This is a genomic window from Pseudomonas matsuisoli, assembly GCF_014647635.1.
In the GTDB taxonomy this organism is placed as follows: domain Bacteria; phylum Pseudomonadota; class Gammaproteobacteria; order Pseudomonadales; family Pseudomonadaceae; genus Pseudomonas_P; species Pseudomonas_P matsuisoli.
The window spans coordinates 424550-442343 of the sequence record NZ_BMPO01000003.1; the positions used below are offsets into that span (position 1 = coordinate 424550).

A 17794-nucleotide genomic window follows, 5' to 3' on the forward strand; every position below is an offset into this window, starting at 1 on the left:
ACGGTTTCGCGCGGCGCAAGTGCCCGTTACCCCTGCCCGCTTTCTCGTGAGGTTGGCGGATGCGCCATGCCACGCGGGCCCGCGACGCCCCATATGATCAAGCCCAGCACTGGGAACAAGACGATCAGCACCGTCCAGCCGATTTTCGTGCCTCCCGATTTGGTGCTTTGGAAGATGCTGGCGATGGCCCACAGATCGAGGGCGACGACGCAAATTCCGACGATAGTCCAGAAGATGCTCATGTTTCATTCTCCAATCGAGGCGTTCCTAATTGAGGCCATAGCCGAGTCAGTAGGGTTCAGCCAGTTGTGCGCGGTTCGTCGGAAGCACGGCTTGAGATCAGCGTCAGGCGTGGTTAACGTGGCAGCCTTCCAAGGAGAACGCCATGCCCCCCATCCGCTATCTAGCCCTTGCTGGCGCGCTCTCATTGAGCGCCGGTTGCCAGATGTTCAGCACGCAGGATGAGACGACTCACCGCCCGGTTGAGCGCCTTCAAGGCGAACTCACGGAGGAAGCCGGCGTTTGGTGGCTTACGCCGTGCGGCGCAAGCGAGCGCCTGCAGGTGACCGAAGCCGAGGGCTTCTCCGTCCTTCAGGATGCGCGAATGCTCCAGGCGGGCGGCGGTCCGCTATTTGCCGACCTGGGTGGTGCGCGCAGTAGCGAGGGGCGCTATGAAGTATCGCGCGCCTATCGCGTGCAGTACGAAGGTAATGCCTGCGGCGATCCGGTTTTCCGACGCTTGCAAGCCAGAGCCGCAGGCAACGAGCCGTTCTGGAGCGCGGAGGTCAATCCAAAAGGAATGATCATCGATCGCCCCGGAAAGCAACAGTCGATGGTGCTGCCGTTTCTCGAAGAGCGTTTACCAGACGGCGGTCAGAGCCTGACCAGTGAAGCCAATGGCAAGCACATCGAACTCTGGCTAGCGCCCCAACGATGCGTCGACAGCATGAGCGGCAACCTCTACCACCTGAGCGCTGAACTGCGCATCGACGGCGAAGTACAGCGGGGTTGCGCTTATTACGGGGGCCAGCGGCAATAGCCCACTTCTTTAAGGACTAGACCGCGTTTGGTCAGATGCAACGCGCGGTCTACTCATTGCGCCTGCAAGCGCTTTACCTGTTCACCTCATCCAGGCGCTGCTGCAGGGCGACGCCTGCACCGACGAGCCCAGGCTGCTTTGCGGTGACGAGCCACACCGGAATGGTGTCGAAGTAGTCACTCATCTGGCCTTTATCGGCAAAGGCCCTGGTGAATCCGCTCTTGCGCAGCAACTCGACGATCCGCGGCGCGATCCCGCCCGTGATATACACGCCACCTCTGGCGCCCAACGTCAGCACATTGTTGCCGGCAACACGACCGAGCCAAATGCAGAACTGTTCCACGACGCTCAACGCCTGCTCGTCACCGTCGAGTGCCGCATCCGTGATATGCGAAGGATCCGAGAATACAGGCGTCCAGCCTTCGACTTCACAGAACGCCTGATACAGCTTCAGCATGCCGCTTCCGCTGAGCACATGCTCTGCGCTGACATGGCCGAATCGCGCATGCATGGTGGCCCAAAGGCGTGACTCCTGCAGCGTGTTGACCGGCAGATCGACATGGCCACCTTCGCCGGGCAACGCTTTCCAGCGACCGTCTGGAAGGCAAAGCAATGTGCCCACACCAAGCCCCGTACCGGGGCCGATGATCAACCGCGGCTCGCTCTTTTGGGCGACCCCAGGCCGTATCTCGAGCAGTTCGTGGGCTTCCACCCGACTCATGCCCATGGCTTGTGCAGCAAAGTCGTTGATCAGGACCAGTTCTTTCAGACCTAGCTCCTGACAAAACGCACTGCGGCTCATCGACCACGCATTGTTGGTGAACTGGAAATGATCGCCTTGAACCGGGCCAGCGCACGCCAGGCAGACCGACTGCAACGCATCGACGGTCTTGCCAACACGCGCAAGATAGGCCCGAACCGCATCGGCAGGTTGCTGAAAATCTGCTGGCGCCAATACCAGAACCGAGCTCGGCGAATGACCGTCCCACAGCGCGAAACGCGCATTCGTGCCGCCGATATCGGCGATCAGCGACAACGTCATCGCAACGACTCCAATTCCTTGGTGAACACACTTGCGCCTTTTTCCGCCGGGCTGAAGGCACTGCGCATGAACGCGAACAACTCCCGACCGCAGCCAATCCCTAAATCATCCGGCTGCCGGGCGAGCTTGCGCGCATCCCATTCGGCTAGGTCCACCATGATCTGCAATGTTCCAGCTTCAGCATCGAGGCGAATCACGTCACCCGTGCGCACCTTGGCCAGCGGACCACCGTCTACCGCTTCCGGACTCAAATGAATCGCTGCCGGCACCTTACCCGAGGCACCGGACATGCGCCCGTCCGTCACCAGCGCGACATGGTGGCCACGATCCTGCAGGACACCGAGGAACGGCGTGAGCTTGTGCAACTCAGGCATGCCATTGGCCTTGGGCCCCTGGAAGCGCACGACAGCGATGAAATCGCGCTCCAGCTCGCCGTTCTTGAATGCGGCGGCCAATTCAGCCTGATCATTGAACACGACCGCGGGTGCCTCGACGACCTGATGCTCGGGCGCGACAGCAGAAACTTTGATAACGCCTCGGCCCAGGTTGCCTTCCAGTACACGGAGCCCGCCTTCTTTCGAAAACGGGTCGGAGGCCGAACGCAGGATCGAAGAATCCAGACTTTCCGTGGGCCCCTCACGCCAGACCAACTTACCCTCTTCGATGAACGGTTCACGCGTGTAGCGCGACAAGCCGTGCCCCATCACGGTGTTCACGTCTTCGTGCAGCAGGCCCGCGTCGAGCAAGGTACGCACCATGTAACCGACGCCGCCGCTGGCGTGGAAGTGGTTCACGTCGGCCTGCCCATTCGGGTACACCTTGGCCAGCGTCGGCACGACTGCCGATAGGTCGGCCATGTCCTGCCAGGTCAGCTGAATGCCGGCAGCCTGGGCGAAAGCCGGGATGTGCAAGGTGTGGTTTGTCGAGCCCCCGGTGGCATGCAGGGCAACAACCGAGTTCACGATAGCCTTCTCGTCCACGATTTCGCACAGGGGCAAGTAATGGCCCCCTTGGCGCGTCAAACGCGTCACCTGCCGGGCAGCCTCGCGCGTCAGCTCATCGCGCAGCGCCGTGTAAGGGTTCACGAATGACGAACCGGGCAGATGCAGGCCCATGATCTCCATTACCACCTGGTTGGTGTTAGCCGTGCCGTAGAACGTGCAGGTACCCGGGCTGTGGTAAGACGCCATTTCCGACTGCAGCAGCTCATCGCGTGTCGCCTTGCCCTCGGCGAAGAGCTGCCGGACGTGCGCCTTCTCCTTGTTGGAGATACCGGACGGCATCGGTCCGCCAGGTACGAAAATCATCGGCAAATGGCCAAAGCGCAACGCACCGAGAATGAGGCCTGGCACGATCTTGTCGCAGATACCCAGGCAGAGCGCAGCGTCGAACATGTTGTGCGAAAGCGCGACGGCGGTGGATAGCGCGATGACTTCCCGGCTAGCCAAGCTCATTTCCATACCCGGCTCACCCTGGGTCACGCCATCGCACATCGCAGGGACGCCGCCAGCAAATTGGCCGACCGATCCGACTTCACGTAGCGCCTGCTTGATGATGTCTGGGAAATGCTCATAAGGCTGATGCGCAGACAACATGTCGTTATAGGCCGAAACGATCGCCACGTTGGCTTCGTTCATCAGGCGCAGCCGCTGCTTGTCATCGCCCGACGCGCAACCTGCGACCCCGTGGGCGAAGTTCGCGCACTGCAATGCGCTACGGTGGGGGCCCTCACTGGCTGCGGCGCCCATTTGCGCCAAGTATCGCGAACGGGTGGCATGACTCCGCTCGATCAGGCGTTGAGTGACTTCTTTCACGCGGGGATGCATGTCGGCCTCCTGCTAGCGGCCACGTCCGATTGGGACGGCGGCGAATAGGCCCGCCGAACGGCGGGAATCACGGTTATGACGCTTTTACTGTATGACACTCATATGCCCGCTTTCATATCGGGCAGACTTCCAATACCTGGACCGTTCAGCGTTTACGCTTGCGGCGGCCCTTGGCCTGCAAGACGATCAGCCGCATCGCGGACTCGGCTGCGACCAGTCGTTGTTCGTCACCGTTCATGGATTTCCAGCCGCGGATTTCCTTGCGCGTGCGACCACAACCGCGGCATACCTCATCGTCGAATTTACAGATGCCAATGCAGGGGCTTTTCATGGTTTGGGCGGCGACTCATCCACCGCATCCTCCTGGTCGTGTTGCGTGTCGGTCGGAAGATCAGCATGCTCCAACATATCGTCGAAGTCTGTCTTGAGGCCCTGCTCCATCCGGTCGAGTTCCACGAGCAACGATCGGAAGCTCGCCTGATCTTTTCCGTCCTTCGGCCGCTCTTCCTCGTCTTCTGCCAGCGCCAGGTCGGCGCGAGCCTGCAACCCGGCCGGCGGTGGCGGGTCTTCGTCATCGGGCGCGACAGGCTCCGGCTCCATTTCCCGCAGGACAGCTAAGGGCGGCAAATCGGCCAAGCTCTTCAAGTTGAAATGATCCAGAAAGGCTCGTGTGGTCGCGAACATGGCCGGTCGACCCGGTACATCTCGGTGCCCCACGACGCGAATCCACTCTCGCTCCAACAGCGTCTTCACGATCTGGCTGTTGACGGCGACACCTCGGACGTCTTCGATCTCGCCCCGGGTTATGGGCTGCCGGTACGCGATCAACGCCAACGTCTCCAGGGTCGCGCGCGAGTACCGCTGGGGGCGTTCTTCCCAAAGCCGTCCGACCCAGGGAGCAAAACGCTCGCGAACCTGCAATCGATACCCCGACGCAACCTCCTTCAACTCGAACGCGCGGCCCTTGCACGAACGACCCAGTATGGCGAGGGCATCTCTGATCTGTGCAGGCTCGGGCCGCTCCGCCTCTTCGAACAACTCACCAATGCGCTCTATCGACAAAGGCTTGCCCGCAGCGAGCAAGAACGCCTCGATGAGCGACGCCAATTCCTTGGGATCAGCAAGATTCATTCAGCACGCGCCCGCACATGAATAGGGGCAAATGGCTCGTTCTGGACCAATTCAACCAGCGACTCCTTGATCAATTCGAGCACCGCCATGAACGTGACGACGACACCCAAACGGCCCTCCTCTATCGTGAAGAGTGCGCCAAATGCCACAAAACCACCGCCCTTGAGGCGTTCAAGCACCTCGCTCATGCGCTCGCGTGTAGACAGCACTTCCCTTGCGACCTGATGGCTTTCGAACATGTCGGCCCGACGCAGCACCTCGGCCATGGCGACCATCAATTCTTCGAGATTGACGTCCGGCAACAGCTTGCGCGCCCGTGCCTCTGGTGCATCCACCCGAGGCACCAAGGTGTCCCTACCCACGCGCGGCAGCGTATCGAGATCCTCCGCTGCGGTCTTGAAGCGTTCGTACTCCTGCAAACGCCGAATCAGTTCGGCGCGCGGGTCTTCCTCTTCATCATCGGCTTCGCTGCTGCGTGGTAGCAACATCCGGGACTTGATCTCGGCAAGCATGGCGGCCATGACCAAATACTCGGCCGCCAACTCAAGCCGGACCGATTTCATCAGCTCGACATAGGCCATGTACTGACGCGTAATCTCCGCAACAGGGATGTCGAGCACATCGATATTCTGTTTGCGAATCAGATAAAGCAGCAGATCCAACGGGCCTTCGAAGGCCTCGAGAAATATCTCCAGCGCATCCGGCGGAATATAGAGGTCCACCGGCAGTTCGGTGACGGCTTCGCCGTACACCAACGCGAGCGGCAGCTGCTGTTCCAGCGGACGCTCTTGCACCGCTTCTTCAGTTTCGCTCAATGCGCGACCTCGCCAAACAACGAAGGATCGCCACAACCCGCGCGGATCACTTCCGTCTCGCCATCCGCCAAGCTGATGACAGTGGATGCCTCGAGCCCGCCGAAACCGCCATCGATGATCAGATCGACCTCATGCTCGAGCACCGCGCGCATGTCGTAAGGATCACTCATCGGCAGCGTCTCACCGGGCATGATGAGCGACGCGCTCATCAACGGTTCGCCCAGCTCGGCCAGCAGCGCCTGCGCGATTGGATGCCCTGGCACGCGCAGGCCGATGGTGCGACGTTTGGGATGCATAAGCATGCGCGGCACTTCGCGGGTGGCATTGAGAATGAAGGTGTACGGGCCCGGCGTATGCGCCTTGAGTAAGCGAAACGCATGCGTGTCGACCTTCGCGAAGGCACCGAGCTGGGACAGGTCGCTGCAGACCAACGTGAAATTATGTTTGTCGTCCAGGCGGCGTAACCGGCGGATACGTTCGACCGCGTTCTTCTCGCCGATCTGGCAGCCAATGGCATAGGACGAGTCGGTCGGATACACGATAACGCCGCCACGCTTGACGATTTCGACCGCCTGCTTGATCAAGCGGGGTTGTGGATTCTCGGGGTGGACCTGAAAGAATTGGCTCACGGCGACGACCTCAGACTGTGGCGGATGGCGTTATGCCGAAGCGGTCCCACAAGGGAGGAAGATCTTCCGGCAAAGGACGATACATGCCAATCTCAGACCAGTCGCCCGGCCCGTGAAAGTCGCTTCCGGCGCTTGCCAATAGACCGAACTCACGCGTGAGAATTGCAAGCGAACCCACCTGATCGGCGGATTGCATACCGTTGACCACTTCCAGCGAATGCCCGCCAGCGGCGCAAAATGCCGTTACCAGCCGTCGCCGTTTGCTGCGCGTAAAATCGTAATGCCATGGATGGGCCAGACTGATCCAGGCCTGCGCTGCTTTGAGCGTCGCGACGGTTTCCTCGAGCGTCGGCCAATGCTGCTTGACGTCACCCAGCTTGCCGGCCCCAAGCCATTTACGGAACGCTTCACCGCGATCCTTGACGTAACCTTTTTCAACCAGATAGTCCGCAAAATGCGGACGTGCCGGCGCGTTGTCGCTGTCGCCGCGTGACTGCTGGATCTGCCGTGCCCCCTCGAACGCACCTGGCATGCCTTTGCTTTCCAGGCGCCGACCGATCTCCTCTGCGCGCTGCCAACGCGCCGTATGCAAGCCATCTAGCGCCTCTCGCAAAGCCGGCGCGTTCATATCGAAGCCGTAACCGAGTACATGAATCGTCGCCCCGCCATAAAGGCAGGACAACTCGACGCCATTGACTAATGTCATACCCAACCGGTCCGCGGCGCGTCTCGCCTCGTCGATCCCCTCCAGCGTGTCGTGGTCGGTGAGCGCGAGTGTCTGCACGCCACGACCGTGCGCTCGCTCCACAAGGGCGGTTGGGGAAAGGACCCCGTCCGAAGCGGTGCTATGGCAATGCAGATCGACGTACATGAAAGTTACCGTTTCAACGATAGGATGGATGGGTACGACTCCAACAGCTTCTGCGGGATCGTCCGTCGAGCGCCCGGCGTCGGTAGCTTAGGGACCATAACGACGCGGGATGAAACAAGCCGTCACCGACCTTTGATGAGACCGGCGTCACCGGAAAGAGCGGGTTTGGTATTATGCCGCCACATCCCGCTCCTGGCTGCTGCTGTGAAACAATTCATCGACTTCATCCCGCTCCTGCTGTTCTTCATCGTCTACAAGATGGACCCCCGCACCGTAGAATTCGCCGGCCATGCATTTGAACTGGGCGGCATCTTCAGCGCGACGGCAGTGCTGATCGCCAGTTCCATCGTTGTCTACGGCGCACTGTTTGCCAGCCAACGCAAGCTTGAAAAAGGCCAGTGGCTGACGCTCATCGCCTGCCTTGTCTTCGGTGGCATGACCTTGGCGTTTCATAGCGAAACCTTCCTGAAATGGAAGGCGCCGGTGGTCAACTGGTTGTTTGCGCTGGCCTTCGCAGGTAGCCACTTCATTGGCGACAAGCCACTCATTCAACGAGTGATGGGCCATGCGTTGTCCTTGCCACAGCCCATCTGGGTAAAGCTGAACGTGGCTTGGATCGTGTTTTTTCTGGTCTGCGGTTTCGCCAATCTGTACGTCGCCTTTACCTACCAATCCATATGGGTCGATTTCAAGGTATTCGGCAGCCTCGGCCTGACGTTGCTGTTCCTCATTGGTCAAGGCATCTACCTTGCGCGCCATATGCAGCAGCCAAAACCGGACGAGAAGGACTGAACCATGCTCTACGTCATCAGGATCGAGCTCCAGGGCGTCGCCGCCATTGACGAACAGGCGGCATCCGCCATCGCCGCTTTGCGCGAGCAAGGCCGCTTGGTACTCGCAGGGGCATTGCCCGCCGTCGATAGCAGCGATCCCGGCAGCGCCGGCCTCGATGGCGAACTCATCGTAGCGGAGTGGCCCGACCGTCCCGCCGCAGAACGCTGGGCCGCGGAGTGCTTCCCTGGTCGAACGCTGCATGTCAGCCCTTTCAAGAAGCGCGCGCCCTAAACCACCTTGCGCGCCGAGCCTTTGCCGAGCACACATGATGAGTGAACTGCTGCTGATCGACGATGACCGCGAACTGTGTGAGTTGTTGTCGAGCTGGTTGGCCCAGGAGGGCTTTCGTGTAACCGCCTGCCACGACGGAGGGTCTGCCCGTAGGGCACTTGCCGAAACGAATCCGGCCGCCGTGGTGCTCGACGTAATGCTGCCAGACGGTAGCGGCCTCGAACTGCTCAAGCAAATGCGGGGCGATCACCCGGACCTGCCGGTCGTCATGTTGTCTGCACGGGGCGAACCGTTCGACCGCATCCTTGGGCTCGAACTGGGTGCCGACGATTATCTGGCCAAACCTTGCGACCCACGGGAACTGACCGCGAGGCTGCGCGCTGTGCTACGTCGTGCGCAGCCTGCCCCGTCAGGTAGCGGGCTGGAATTGGGCGACATTCGCTACAGTGCCGTGAGAGGAATCGCCAGCGTTGGCGATCAAGATGTCAGCCTAACGGTCTCCGAAGGTCGCCTGCTGGAGGCGCTGCTACGCCAGCCGGGCGAGCCACTCGACAAACAGGCGCTGGCGCAACTCGCCCTGGGCCGCAAGCTGACGCTGTATGACCGCAGCCTGGACATGCATGTGAGCAATCTGCGCAAGAAGCTTGGGCCCCATGCCGACGGGCGGCCCCGAATCGTTGCGTTGCGAAGCCGCGGCTACTACTACAACGTGTGAGCACGACCCTTTACCCATCGCTTACGCATGGCTGACCGCGCTTGACCTTGATCTCCCTAGACTGTGCTCACCGGTATCCACCGGAGATCGAAAACAAGGAGACTTCCATGCGCAAGACAATGATCGCCGCTCTGTTGGCCGCCACCCTTCCAACATTCGCTATGGCCATGCCCGATGGCCCGCGCGAACACCATAAACCACCGATTTTCCAAGACCTCGATCTGAGCAAGGAACAACGCCGTGAAGTTGGCAAGCTGATGCGTGACGAGATGCAAGCTCGCCGCGACATCACGAAACGCTATTTAGAGAAACTTCCGACGGCAGAAAAAGACGCCATGGAAAAAGAACTGGTCGCGGCTCGGGAGAAGAACCAGGGCGCCCTGCGCGCATTGCTTACGCCCGAGCAACAGAAGACGTTCGACGAAGCCAAGAAGAAGCGCCAGGCGCGCCAGGCTGAGATGGCCGAATTCAAAGCTTGGAAAGCCGAGCGCGATAAAACCAAAACGCAATAACGTTTGGATGCACGAGCCCCACACGCTGGGGCTCATGCCGCCGTTGCCCCGTTCATAGGACGGCCGTTCGGCTCGAGATTGACCTAAGAACATACGGTGCCGGGCGCATGCCCGCGGCTCCGTTGCATAATCACGACAGACGAGGAGTCGATCCGTGCGGTCATTGTTCTGGCGCATCTTCGCCAGCTTCTGGTTGGCAATTGCCCTCGTCGCAGGGCTATCGGTACTGGCTGGCCGAGCGCTGAATCAAGACAGCTGGATCATCAATCGCCACCCCGCCTTTCAGAATCTTGCGGAGCGATGGGTGCGGGTCTACGAGAACCAGGGCCCGGTCGCCGCGCAGATGCTGCTGGAGTTTCACAAACAGAAGTTTCATGTCGACGTTCAAGTGCTAGGGGAAAACGGCCAGCCGCGTATTCGCGGCACGTTCCCGCCGCGCGCAGCGGCCTTCGAAGCACGTCAGAACGACGATCGCCGTCTACCCTGGCGACGCCTAACGGACGACTACGTCAGCCCGCGGACAGGCGAAACCTACCTCTTTATCTACCGCATCCCGTTCCCTGAACTGGCTGCCTGGAATCAAGGCGGCAGCCTCGGTCTCAGTATTCTGGCTATCGCACTGATCGTACTGACGCTTCTCAGCCTCTGGCTGACGCTGTCGATCACCCGCCCCCTCAACCGGCTACGTGGCGCAGTGCATGATCTCGGGCAAACCGCCTACCAGCAAAACAGCCTTGCACGCCTGGCGGGGCGCCGCGACGAACTTGGCGTGCTAGCCCGCGACTTCAACCGCATGGGTGCCCGGCTGCAAGGACTCATCGGCAGTCAGCGGCAATTGCTACGCGACGTCTCGCACGAGTTGCGCTCGCCTCTGGCACGCTTGCGAGTCGCCCTCGCCCTGGCAGAACGCGCGTCCGGCGATGAACGGGAGAAGCTCTGGCCACGCCTGACGCGCGAGTGCGATCGCCTGGAATCGTTGATCAGCGAAATTCTGGTACTCGCTCGTCTCGATGCGGAGCCCGGCGCTACGCAACAGGTGAAACTCGACGCGCTACTCGAAAAATTACGCGAGGACAGCAGCCTTGCGGCGCCCGAGCAGCAGGTGCAGATCAACATCGATGCGACCGTGACGATCGAAGCGTGGCCGGACATGCTGGAACGCGCGCTGGACAACCTGCTACGCAACGCCCTGCGGTTCAATCCCGTGGAAAAACCCATCGAGATAACCGTCGATACGTCCGAGGATCAGGTCAACATCAGCGTACGGGACCACGGCCCGGGCGTTGCCGAAGACCATCTGACTCAGCTTGGCGAGCCGTTCTTCCGCGCTCCGGACCAAACGGCGCCAGGCTATGGCCTCGGGCTCGCTATCGCCCGTCGCGCCGCCCAGCGTCACGGTGGGCGCCTGGACTTCAGCAATCATCCGGACGGCGGTTTCGTGGCGAACCTGATACTGCCTAGGACGCCTGAGCGCTGACCCCGTCGACCGGTATCACGGCGCCAGGCCCCTGCGCTTACCCGCGCCACCCGCTGACAAAGTCAGCGATGCTCAACTGTGGCGCAGTGCGCGGTTCCTTGTCGGGCGTGCCCATGTATAGGAAGCCCAGGCACTCCTCGTATTCGGCCAACCCCAAGCCTTCGGCAACGATGGGGTCGTAGGCCAGCGGACCACTTCGCCAGATGGCCCCGATGCCCATCGCATAAGCGGCTTGCAGAATACCGTGGGCCGCACAGCCCGCGGCCAGACGCTGCTCGAGCGCCGGCACCTTTGGATGCTTCAGCACGCGGGCGATCACGACCACGATCAAGGGGGCGCGCAACGGATTGCGCCTTGCCTTTTCCACCGCTTCAGGTTTTGGAGGCTCTTCACCGGCTTCCAGCGCCTTGGCGAACAGATCGCCCAACGCATCGCGCGCGCTCCCTTCCACAGTCAGGAAACGCCAGGGCCGGAGCAGCCCGTGATCGGGCGCCCTGAGCGCAGCACGAAAGAAAGTCTCGCGCTGCCCCGCATCCGGCGCCGGATCGGTTAGCTTCGCGATAGAAACACGTTGGGTCAAAAGTTCGAGAGCATCCATGGATACCTCCAGGCTGGGATTCGATCGTCATTCTATAAGTGCTCGATCAAATCTCGCGAGGGCTCGCCGTGGATCGCGGACACTTCAAGGTCTACCGTAAACACATACGCCTGGACAACGGGAACGCCGAGAACCTTCCCCTCGCTCGAAAGACGACTCCTGGGAATCACGCCACCCGCGGCGCGACATCAGGTTCGATAGGCGGCGTCAATGGCGGTAGTCCATAGGCTGCGCGGGCCGCATCGCAACGGTCGTTCGGCGCGCCATCTTCCCACGCGGCGGAAAACTCCCGACAGGGTGTCGAACGATCTTCGTAGATTGTGCAACGCGTCCCGCAGCCTACTTCGCCTAATAGGCTGACACAGCGCGATGGCTTCGTTTCCGTTCCACGCATAGCGACACGCTGAGGCGTGATTTGCACCACCAAATCATCGGGCACCGTACCGCCAGCGGACTGGCATTCGCCCCAGAAAAACGACACACGAAAATGCGCGCAGCAGGCGCCACAGGTCAAACAAGGATTCGAACTGGACATGGATGGAAGCTGTATTGGCGGCAAACCCCGGAACGCTCCGGCGCAGGAGCCGCCTTTCGTGTTCGCCCCGATGACGGCCTGAGGTAGAACTACCCTCGAGAACAGGCTCGTCCAGAGATGCGACCCGCCAAGCGGCCCGACCCCTGCACACGGAAAGATCATCGTGTGCAGCGCCGGCTATTCTATGCATTGGCCTGCATTTGGGAAGTGGGCCGAATGCCTTTTGTCCGAGATGATCCAGCTTGACGTAGCGCCAGACGACTACGAGATCGACCACTGCGGCCGCCACGCCTAGAATGTCGGCTTTTTGAGCACCCGTTTCATATGGCCTTTTCGACCCTGCGCGTCATCAGCTTCATTATCGGTGTCTTTCTGCTCATCCTGGCTGCCAGCATGCTGGTGCCGATGATCACACTCGTGCTGATGAACGAACAGGAGCATCTAAGCGCATTCGTTTGGGGCAGTGTCATCACCTCGCTGGTAGGCGTGGCGATGATCGCTCCTGGGCGCCCCGCCAACAGCCACCTGCGACCGCGTGACATGTACCTGCTGACCACCTCTATCTGGTTGGCTGTTTGCGTATTTGCCGCGCTACCAATGATGTTTCTGCAACACCTGAGCTATACCGATGCGTTCTTCGAGACGATGTCGGGCATCACGACGACAGGCTCGACGGTGCTCACGGACCTGGGCAACACGTCGGCGGGCATTCTCATGTGGCGGTCATTGCTGCAGTGGATGGGCGGTATCGGTTTCGTCGCCATGGGCGTCGCGATATTGCCCATGCTCCGGGTAGGGGGCATGCGCCTGTTCCAAACGGAGTCATCGGACTGGGGCGAAAAGGTCATCCCTCGCTCGCATATTGCCGCCAAGTACATCACCGTCGTTTACCTGTCCCTCACCAGCGCGTGCACGTTCGCCTACTGGCTGGCTGGCATGAGCGTGTTCGACGCGGTGAACCACGCGCTGAGCACGGTCTCGACAGCGGGCTTCTCGACGGCCGACGCCTCGCTTGGCGCCTTCAGCAATGCGAGCCATTGGGTCGCGACGGTCTTCATGCTGCTTGGCGCACTGCCCTTCGTACTCTATGTCGCCTTTCTGCGCGGTAACGTTCGCGCCATGTTCAAAGATGAACAGGTCCGTGGTTTTCTGTTCGCCACCTTGGGCATCAGCCTGATCGCGTCGATATGGTTGTGGCTGAACAGCGACTATGCGTTTCTCGACGCGCTGCGCCTGACCACCGTGAACATCGTCTCGGTCATCACCACCACCGGCTTTGCCGTGGGCGACTACAGCCAATGGGGTGGGTTCGCCTTCATGCTGTTCTTCTACCTGACGTTCATGGGCGGCTGCTCGGGCTCAACGACGGGCGGACTCAAGGTCTTCCGGTTTCAAGTCGCCTTCACCCTGCTGCGTGGCGGGCTCAAGCAACTTGTTCATCCACGAGCGGTGTTCAAACAGCAATACAACGGCCGCCATCTGGATGAAGAGATCGTCCGCTCGATTCTGACGTTCTCATTCTTCTTCACCATCACCATCGGCGTACTTGCACTCGCGCTGACGATGCTGGGCCTGGATCCGATCACCGCGCTCACCGGCGCCGCCACGGCGGTCTGTAACGTTGGGCCTGGACTGGGTACGGTGATTGGTCCTGCAGGAAACTTCTCCAGCCTACCGGACGCCGCAAAGTGGCTGCTGGCCGCCGGCATGCTGCTGGGTCGCCTGGAAATCATCACCGTCATCGTGCTGTTGACGCCGACCTTCTGGCGCCATTAGCGCCACACCGCGCCCGCCACTCCACCCACCTGTGATCGCGCTCACAAATTCGCGACTGAGGCGTCTCGGTCAGGAACATTGTGTCTGGAAATCAATCCACAACGCGCAGTCCGGGGCCCTAGTGGCAATGTGCATAGCATTGACGAATTACCGCGTGATGGCATTTTGTCTTCATATTTGTTTATGATGGCGATCGGCCATTTCCTAGACGGACCACCGCCTCGTTAGTGACGATTCGGACCGGCTTTTCATCTGTCGGTTTGCGCATTATGTCCGCATCCCCCTAGGCATTCTGGGATGCAGTCGGTAAATACTGTCCCAGCGCCGCAGCCGTAAAGGGCATGGCGTACACAATACACTCGCCAGACCGCTGGCAAGGAAGCACCCTACACATCATGAAAACCCTTCCTCCTGTATTGGAAAGCGGCTTTCTTTCAAGTGGGCGTCGTGAATATCACAGCCGCATCTTGGCGTACCTGACCTTTGCCGCGAACGTTGCAGTGGGCGCCTATCTCGGTCAATACACCTATGCGTTGTTGTGGACGATCCCTTACGCGCTCCTGTATCCGCATATCGTCCAACATCTTGCCTATCGCACTGCTCGGCCGATTGCCGACGTGCGCTCGATCCTCCTGCTTCTGGATGGGGTCAATGTCGGTATCGGCATCATGTCGATCGGGTTGACCCTCGTGCCTTCGTCGATGCTGTTGCTTACGCTGGCGTTCGCAAGCCTGGTGAACGGCGGCATGCGCTGCATGGGGCTGACCCTGCTCACGGCCGCGAGCACCTGTATTTTCACCAGTGCGCTGCTCAAGCCGCCCGTACATTTGACAACACTGCCCGGCGTTGCCGTGGTGAGCATTTTCTTCACGGCGCTGAACTTACTGCTGACGGCGTATGCGATTCACTTGCTCGTGCAACATGTCACGGCGTTCCGCAATCAGGTTCGAGAAGAAAAGGAAAAAGCGGGAAGGCTGTCTCAGGATCTCGCCAAATACCTGTCGCCGCAGGTCTGGAAACTGATCTTCGACGGGCGCCGTAATGTGCGTCTCGAAACCCAACGCAAGAAGCTCACGGTGTTCTTTTCCGACATCAAAGGCTTTACCGAACTGTCCGAAGAGCTGGAAGCCGAAGCGCTCACCGATTTGCTCAACACCTACCTCGACGAAATGTCGAAGATCGCGCTCAAGCATGGCGGCACGATCGATAAGTTCGTGGGCGACAGCGTCATGGTGTTTTTCGGCGACCCAGCGACCCAGGGTTCAAAAAACGATGCGCAGGCTGCCGTGGCGATGGCGATCGATATGCGCAAGCACATGAAAGTGCTGTGGCAGCAGTGGCGCGCCCAGGGGATTAACCGTCCGCTGGAAATTCGGATGGGTATCAACACCGGCTATTGCACCGTTGGTAACTTCGGCGCCGCGACCCGGATGGACTACACCATTATCGGTCGCGAAGTGAATCTGGCCAGCCGCCTGGAAAATGCGGCCGAGGCAGGCGAGATCCTGATTTCTCACGAAACTTATTCACTGGTGAAAGACGTGATCATGTGCCGCGACAAGGGCCAGATCACGGTGAAGGGCTTTAGCAGGCCCGTCCAGATCTACCAGGTAGTGGACTTCCGTCGGGATCTGGGTGCGTCGTCCAGCTATGTCGAGCACGAAGTACAGGGTTTCTCGATGTACCTCGATACCAACAGCATCCAGACCTACGACAAGCAACGCGTTATCGAAGCGTTGACGCAAGCGGCGGAAAAGCTTCGGGACAAAGTACTTTAAGGATAGAGGTCACCAGGCATCCTGCATGGCCTGCGGCCACGACCAGTAGCCCGGTGTTCCAACAGAGGCTTCGATGGGTCGGAGCGATCAACGCTCGCTCCGACCCATCTTTTTCAGCGCCGAGCCTTCCAAAGCCCGAACGCGATGCCCAGTACGATCAAGACGAAGCTCAGCAGCGACCACTCCGCCAGCGACAATCCCAGTATCGGCGGATAGGCCGCGCCGCACATGCCGGTCGCCTGAAACACGGTAGGCCACCATTGAACCAGCGGAATCGCGTCGGTCCACAACTGCATGACGTCTCGCCCACAGCTGGCGAACGGATTGAACTCCAAGTACACCAACCGCCCTGATACCGCTGCACCCGCAACCCCGGCCAGCAGGATGAACACAGCGGCGCCAATGCGCGCGCACTGACGCCGAAACGCCGCACCCAAAAAAGCGGCGACAGCAATCATCAGGAAGAGGTAACGAAGGACGATGCAGAGTGGGCACGGGTCCTGCCCACCGAACACCTGGATAGTGACCGCGCCTACTACCAATGCAATGCAAACCAACCCAAGGATGACCAGCAGGCCACTCTGGGTATAAGTAGGACGCGAGGATACGGATGACGACATCTAACGACTCCAACGATGACGGGACGCCCGGCCATCTGTAGCACACAGCCGAGGCGCGAACATGGTAGCGGATTGGCCGACCAGGTCGAGTCAGAGATTTCGCTGGATGCGATCGAATATTCGGTTATGCAACACGTGTGTCTGGCGAATCCGTGCCCTCAATCGTTGACCGTCATAAGGGTTGCCTCTTGTAACAGGCCGTAGGCATCTAGTGCGGCACCCTGCAAGCTGAAGCGGGTCACACACTGAACGTTCGCCGAGGACATCTGCTGATGAGAGCCCGTTACACAGCGCTAGCACAGGCACTGCACTGGATCACCGTGGCTGCACTGTGCTTTTTGCTGCCGTTCGTATGGGTTGCTGAAAACTTCCCTCCGGGCCCAGTGCGCACGCTGTGGTACATGTTGCACGAATCCATGGGAATCTCCGTATTCCTGTTGGTGCTGATCCGCCTAACCTGGCGCTGGCGCCATGGAACACCCCCGTACCCAGGGCATACGACTCGTGCGATGCGCTGGATGGCGGGTCTGAACCATGGGCTGTTGTATGCAGTACTGCTGGTGATGCCTGTGACCGGATACATGATGGCAGGCAATGGCCAAGCGGTACCGTTCTTCGGGCTGATTTCGCTACCGGGTTTCACTCAAAACGGCGCATTGGGCACGCTCGCCAATACGATTCACGTGTGGGGGCAGTTCGCTCTGTACGGGCTGATCATCCTGCATGTCGCGGCCACCACCTGGCATGTCGCCATCCGGCGCGACGGAACACTGGAGCGCATGTTGCCGCCACAGCGCGACGAGCCGGAGTGCTAGCGAAACGCCTTACCACGCTCCTGGTCGACCCGATGCTCGCGGTCTTGGTTTCGCTCCTGCCATATGAGATCCCACCGATCTTCGCGATCGTTGGCCGACGCCGCTTGCCGCTGACACTGGCTAAGTCCGTCCGTCCAGCCATTGGCATAGAGCTTGTCGTTCATGAAACGCGGCACATCTTTCGAAAATCCGCCTGCCGCACCTGCTGAGTGACGCCCACTGCTGCAGCCCGCTTCGAATCCATCGATGTACGCCGGCGGATAACCCGTTGCCGACAGCTGATCGCGCATGCTCGAACAGCCCGCCACCAGTACGATCAAGACACACCCAGGCAACGCGAATCGGCACATGTCCATGACGGCTTACCCAATGCAAGGAGTGGTATAGGGAGAGTCTGGTTCACGTATCGCTAGTTCGCGAAGAAAAGCGGGAAATAGTTCGCCAACGGTCGGACGAGTGACGAGTGGCATGGCTTCGATAGCCCCTGCAGCACAGCACGCCATACCCGCTGCGGCAAAACGTTTAAGTGCGCCAGCGATAAGACTGTAGG

At 60.2% G+C, this 17794-nt stretch carries 21 protein-coding genes; 9 read left to right on the plus strand and 12 right to left on the minus strand.

What is annotated here, in order from left to right; genetic code table 11:
• Positions 1-26: 26 nt before the first annotated feature.
• Positions 27-242 carry a PLD nuclease N-terminal domain-containing protein gene (locus tag IEY47_RS08305; RefSeq protein ID WP_188982735.1) on the minus strand — a complete coding sequence of 72 codons (216 nt, stop codon included), beginning with the start codon at positions 240-242 and terminating at the stop codon, positions 27-29.
• Between the two features lie 143 nt (positions 243-385).
• On the opposite strand from IEY47_RS08305, the gene IEY47_RS08310 reads away from it, so the two are divergent.
• The gene (locus tag IEY47_RS08310; RefSeq protein WP_188982736.1) at positions 386-1039 is read left to right on the plus strand and encodes a COG3650 family protein; all 654 of its coding nucleotides are present in this window, start codon (positions 386-388) and stop codon (positions 1037-1039) included.
• A gap of 73 nt (positions 1040-1112) precedes the next feature.
• Here the strand turns inward: IEY47_RS08310 and IEY47_RS08315 are convergent, their stop codons facing one another.
• From IEY47_RS08315 to IEY47_RS08345, 7 genes are all read right to left on the minus strand, one after another.
• Complete coding sequence (locus tag IEY47_RS08315) at positions 1113-2081, minus strand: glucokinase (protein ID WP_188982737.1); 969 nt, start codon at positions 2079-2081, stop codon at positions 1113-1115.
• The gene (gene edd / locus IEY47_RS08320) at positions 2078-3907 is read right to left on the minus strand and encodes a phosphogluconate dehydratase (protein ID WP_188982738.1); all 1830 of its coding nucleotides are present in this window, start codon (positions 3905-3907) and stop codon (positions 2078-2080) included. Before edd ends, IEY47_RS08315 begins: the two co-directional genes overlap by 4 nt.
• Positions 3908-4052: 145 nt before the next feature.
• Positions 4053-4238, minus strand: a complete 186-nt coding sequence (locus tag IEY47_RS08325; protein ID WP_188982739.1) for a DUF1289 domain-containing protein — start codon at positions 4236-4238, stop codon at positions 4053-4055.
• Positions 4235-5038 carry an SMC-Scp complex subunit ScpB gene (gene scpB / locus IEY47_RS08330; RefSeq protein ID WP_188982740.1) on the minus strand — a complete coding sequence of 268 codons (804 nt, stop codon included), beginning with the start codon at positions 5036-5038 and terminating at the stop codon, positions 4235-4237. The genes IEY47_RS08325 and scpB overlap by 4 nt, the downstream gene beginning before the upstream one ends.
• Positions 5035-5853 (minus strand): segregation and condensation protein A, encoded by an 819-nt coding sequence (locus IEY47_RS08335; RefSeq protein WP_505909239.1) that lies wholly within the window; start codon positions 5851-5853, stop codon positions 5035-5037. The genes scpB and IEY47_RS08335 overlap by 4 nt, the downstream gene beginning before the upstream one ends.
• On the minus strand, positions 5850-6482 hold the full coding sequence (locus IEY47_RS08340; RefSeq protein WP_188982741.1) for an L-threonylcarbamoyladenylate synthase: 633 nt from the start codon (positions 6480-6482) through the stop codon (positions 5850-5852). The genes IEY47_RS08335 and IEY47_RS08340 overlap by 4 nt, the downstream gene beginning before the upstream one ends.
• A 10-nt stretch (positions 6483-6492) precedes the next feature.
• Complete coding sequence (locus IEY47_RS08345; RefSeq protein ID WP_188982742.1) at positions 6493-7353, minus strand: PHP domain-containing protein; 861 nt, start codon at positions 7351-7353, stop codon at positions 6493-6495.
• Positions 7354-7557: 204 nt separating this feature from the next.
• Here IEY47_RS08345 and IEY47_RS08350 point away from each other — a divergent pair, with 204 nt between their 5' ends.
• The 5 genes from IEY47_RS08350 to IEY47_RS08370 all read left to right on the plus strand — a co-directional run bounded on the left by IEY47_RS08350 (position 7558) and on the right by IEY47_RS08370 (position 11122).
• Entirely contained in the window at positions 7558-8145 is a 588-nt protein-coding gene (locus IEY47_RS08350) for a septation protein A (RefSeq protein ID WP_188982949.1), read from the plus strand.
• 3 nt (positions 8146-8148) lie between these two features.
• Entirely contained in the window at positions 8149-8418 is a 270-nt protein-coding gene (locus IEY47_RS08355) for a YciI family protein (protein WP_188982743.1), read from the plus strand.
• Between the two features lie 37 nt (positions 8419-8455).
• Positions 8456-9133: a response regulator transcription factor gene (locus IEY47_RS08360; RefSeq protein WP_188982950.1), complete on the plus strand. Its 678-nt coding sequence runs from the start codon at positions 8456-8458 to the stop codon at positions 9131-9133.
• Positions 9134-9240: 107 nt separating this feature from the next.
• Positions 9241-9645, plus strand: coding sequence for a Spy/CpxP family protein refolding chaperone (locus tag IEY47_RS08365; protein WP_188982951.1), 405 nt, complete (start codon positions 9241-9243; stop codon positions 9643-9645).
• A gap of 154 nt (positions 9646-9799) precedes the next feature.
• Positions 9800-11122, plus strand: coding sequence for a sensor histidine kinase (locus IEY47_RS08370; protein WP_188982744.1), 1323 nt, complete (start codon positions 9800-9802; stop codon positions 11120-11122).
• Positions 11123-11159: 37 nt separating this feature from the next.
• Here IEY47_RS08370 and IEY47_RS08375 read toward each other — a convergent pair whose 3' ends face one another.
• Entirely contained in the window at positions 11160-11720 is a 561-nt protein-coding gene (locus tag IEY47_RS08375; RefSeq protein WP_188982745.1) for a nitroreductase family protein, read from the minus strand.
• 166 nt (positions 11721-11886) lie between these two features.
• The gene (locus tag IEY47_RS08380) at positions 11887-12255 is read right to left on the minus strand and encodes a YkgJ family cysteine cluster protein (RefSeq protein WP_188982746.1); all 369 of its coding nucleotides are present in this window, start codon (positions 12253-12255) and stop codon (positions 11887-11889) included.
• A 324-nt stretch (positions 12256-12579) separates the two neighbouring features.
• Here IEY47_RS08380 and IEY47_RS08385 point away from each other — a divergent pair, with 324 nt between their 5' ends.
• Both IEY47_RS08385 and IEY47_RS08390 read left to right on the plus strand, forming a co-directional pair.
• Complete coding sequence (locus IEY47_RS08385; protein WP_188982747.1) at positions 12580-14031, plus strand: TrkH family potassium uptake protein; 1452 nt, start codon at positions 12580-12582, stop codon at positions 14029-14031.
• 395 nt (positions 14032-14426) lie between these two features.
• Positions 14427-15809: an adenylate/guanylate cyclase domain-containing protein gene (locus IEY47_RS08390; protein ID WP_188982748.1), complete on the plus strand. Its 1383-nt coding sequence runs from the start codon at positions 14427-14429 to the stop codon at positions 15807-15809.
• 113 nt (positions 15810-15922) lie between these two features.
• On the opposite strand, the gene IEY47_RS08395 is transcribed toward IEY47_RS08390, so the two are convergent.
• The gene (locus IEY47_RS08395) at positions 15923-16429 is read right to left on the minus strand and encodes a disulfide bond formation protein B (protein ID WP_188982749.1); all 507 of its coding nucleotides are present in this window, start codon (positions 16427-16429) and stop codon (positions 15923-15925) included.
• Positions 16430-16701: 272 nt separating this feature from the next.
• Here IEY47_RS08395 and IEY47_RS08400 point away from each other — a divergent pair, with 272 nt between their 5' ends.
• Positions 16702-17244 carry a cytochrome b gene (locus tag IEY47_RS08400; protein ID WP_188982750.1) on the plus strand — a complete coding sequence of 181 codons (543 nt, stop codon included), beginning with the start codon at positions 16702-16704 and terminating at the stop codon, positions 17242-17244.
• Here IEY47_RS08400 and IEY47_RS08405 read toward each other — a convergent pair.
• Entirely contained in the window at positions 17241-17600 is a 360-nt protein-coding gene (locus tag IEY47_RS08405) for a hypothetical protein (RefSeq protein ID WP_229779314.1), read from the minus strand. The two genes, IEY47_RS08400 and IEY47_RS08405, sit on opposite strands and share 4 nt — an antisense overlap.
• Positions 17601-17794 lie beyond the last annotated feature (194 nt).